Source organism: Streptomyces sp. F001, from assembly GCF_004187715.1.
Lineage (GTDB): Bacteria > Actinomycetota > Actinomycetes > Streptomycetales > Streptomycetaceae > Streptomyces > Streptomyces flavusporus.
The window spans coordinates 1-2,510 of record NZ_QZWF01000136.1 but is presented as its reverse complement, the minus strand read 5'-3'; the positions used below and the strand labels follow the sequence as shown (position 1 = coordinate 2,510).

The following is a 2,510-nucleotide window of genomic DNA, read 5'->3' as shown; positions in this document are numbered from 1 at the left end:
AACGCCGGGCTGCGCACCCAGCCCCTGCCCAGCCCCACCCACCCCGCCTACGACAACCGGTGTTCAACGGGTAGGCCGCGCGGGCCTGCCCGCTCACGGCCGTATTTCGTAGACGACGTTGAAGGCGGTCTGTGCGGCCCGACGGAACCGGGTGAAGCCCGCCTCGGTGACCACCTCGCGGACCGCCGCCTCGCCGGCCTGCCCACCCAGGGCGTAATCGCCCTGCTGCGAAAGGGCGTTGGGCACGCAAAGGAACGTGGAGCCGCTGTAGTACAGCCGACCGACCGGGTTGAAGTTCTCCTCGACCCGGTCGGAGGCGATCGGTTCCACCAGCAGCCAGGTGCCGTCCGCGGCCAGCGCCTGCCGCACCCGCCGGGCGGCATCGAGCGGATCGCCCATGTCGTGCAGGCAGTCGAACATGGTCACCAGGTCGTAGTCCGTCCCCCCGAAGGTCTGCGCGGCGGCCACCTCGAAGGTGACCCGGTCCGCGACCCCGGCTTCGGCGGCCTTCTTGCGCGCCAGCCTGATCGACTCACGGTGGTAGTCGGAACCGACGACCGTCGTGCGCGGGTACGCCTCGGCCAGCAGCACCGACGACGAGCCGAGCCCGCAGCCGACGTCGGCGACCCGGGCTCCGGCAGTGAGCTTGGCGTCGACGCCGTCCAGCGCCGGGATCCAGTTCGGGACCAGCTCCGCCTCGTAGCCCGGCCGGAAGAACGCGTCGACCCCGACGAACACCTCGTCGTCGTGCTCGTGCCAGCCGACGCCCTCGCCGGTGCGGAACGCCTCGGCGATACGGGGCTCGGCGCGCAGCATGCCCAGGGCGAAGCGGAACGCGGCCGCGACGTTGGGCCCGTGCGGGTCGGCCAGGCAGAACGCCTGCTCCTGCGTCAGTGCGAAGCGGCCGGTCTCCGGTTCGTAGTCGACGTATCCGCCGGCGGCCTGGCCGCGCAGCCACTCGGTGAGGTAGCGCGGATGGCAGCCAGTGCGTTCGGCGAACTCCTCGGGTGTCGCGGGACCCTCGGTGAGCGCGCGATACAGGCCCAGCCGGTGTCCGATCGCGACGGAGCCGGCGGCCTCGGTCGCCCCCAGGTCGGCCACGAAGCGGCTCAGGAACTCGTTGACCTTCTCGTGGTCCATCTCCGTGTCTCCCTTCCTGCCGGACCGGCTCGTGCCGGTCACAAAAGGAACGCTCGACGTGCGCTCTGTCACGGCCCTCGCACGGACTATCGTCGTGCTAACACGACCGATTCGTCCGCATCCTAGAGATATGACGGATACGGGAGGTGTCATGGCCGGCGGGCCACTGCCGACGTCGGTACGGGTGGAGGTGCTCGGGCCGCTGCGCCTCCTCGTCGACGGCGCGCCCGTTGACGTGCCCGGTCCGCGACGACGCGCGGTGCTCGCCCTGCTCGCGCTCGCCGGGGGACGGACCGTGACGGTCGACCGGCTCGTGGACGCGCTGTGGCCGTCGGGGGTGCCCGCATCGGGGCGGCAGGCCCTGCACAACCATGTGTCCCGGCTGCGCGGGCACCTTGGTCCGGCGGCGGGCAGGCTTCAGACGCGGCACGACGGCTACCGGCTCGCCCTCGAACCCGACGAGCTGGACGTGGCACGGGCGCGAGCGCTGCTCGCGCGGGCGCGTGCCTCGGCGGAGCGGGACCCCGCCGAGGCGTTCTCGCTGGTGCGGGAGGCGCGCGGGCTGTGGCGGGGGCCCGTGCTCGCCGACCTCACCGACGTCGAGCCCGTCGCTGCCGCGGTCGAGGAGTGCGAGCAGCTGGGCCGTGAGGTGACCGACGCCCTCATCGCCACCGCTGTTGCCGCGGGACAGGCCGAGGGCGTCGTGGGCCTCGCCGCCGCGTCGGCGGCCGCCGACCCGCTGCGGGAGCCCGCGGTGCTGCTGCTCATGCGGGCGCTCGCAGCGACCGGGCAGGCGCCGGAAGCCCTGCGCGTCGGGCGGGAGTACCGGCGCCGGCTGGTCGACGAGACCGGCCTCGACCCGTCACCCGCGCTGGACGACCTGGAACGGGACATCGTCGGGGTCGGCACCGCGCCCGTGCCCGTGCCCGCCCCGCCCGCCACCCCGCTGATCGGCCGCGAGTCCCAGGTCGCGTCCCTGCACCGGCTGCTGGCGACGGAACGCCTGGTCACGCTCGTGGGGCCCGGCGGTGTCGGAAAGACCCGCGTCGCCGCCGAGGTCGTGCGGCAGAGCAACACGGCGACGGTCCTGCCGCTCGCACCGGTCACCGATCCCGCCGCCATCCCGCACGCGCTGGCGGCGGCACTGCATCTGAAGGTCGACCGCGGAGACGTCCTCACCGCCTGCGTGTCCGTGCTGGGCGAGCGCACCGGCCTGCTGCTGATCGACAACTGCGAGCATCTGCTCGACGGCGTCCGGGACGCGGTGGATGTGATCCTCTCCTGTTGCCCCGGCACCACCCTGCTGGCCACCAGCCGTGAACCGCTCGGCCTGGCCCCCGAGCACGTCTGGCGCCTGCCGCCGCTCGCGC

The 2,510-nt window shown here is 73.4% G+C and carries 2 protein-coding genes; one reads left to right on the top strand and one right to left on the bottom strand.

All coding sequences use genetic code 11. From position 1 onward, the window contains the following. Positions 1–93: 93 nt before the first annotated feature. Positions 94–1,140 carry a class I SAM-dependent methyltransferase gene (locus StrepF001_RS44950; protein WP_129803836.1) on the bottom strand — a complete coding sequence of 349 codons (1,047 nt, stop codon included), beginning with the start codon at positions 1,138–1,140 and terminating at the stop codon, positions 94–96. A 130-nt stretch (positions 1,141–1,270) separates the two neighbouring features. On the opposite strand from StrepF001_RS44950, the gene StrepF001_RS44945 reads away from it, so the two are divergent. Beyond that, on the top strand, positions 1,271–2,510 hold a 1,240-nt coding region (locus tag StrepF001_RS44945), incomplete at its 3' end, for a BTAD domain-containing putative transcriptional regulator (RefSeq protein WP_240798013.1).

Bases quoted from the DNA above. Each gene is read 5' to 3' on its own strand.
- StrepF001_RS44950 (WP_129803836.1), bottom strand. From the start codon at position 1,140: ATGGACCACGAGAAGGTCAACGAGTTCCTGAGCCGCTTCGTGGCCGAC.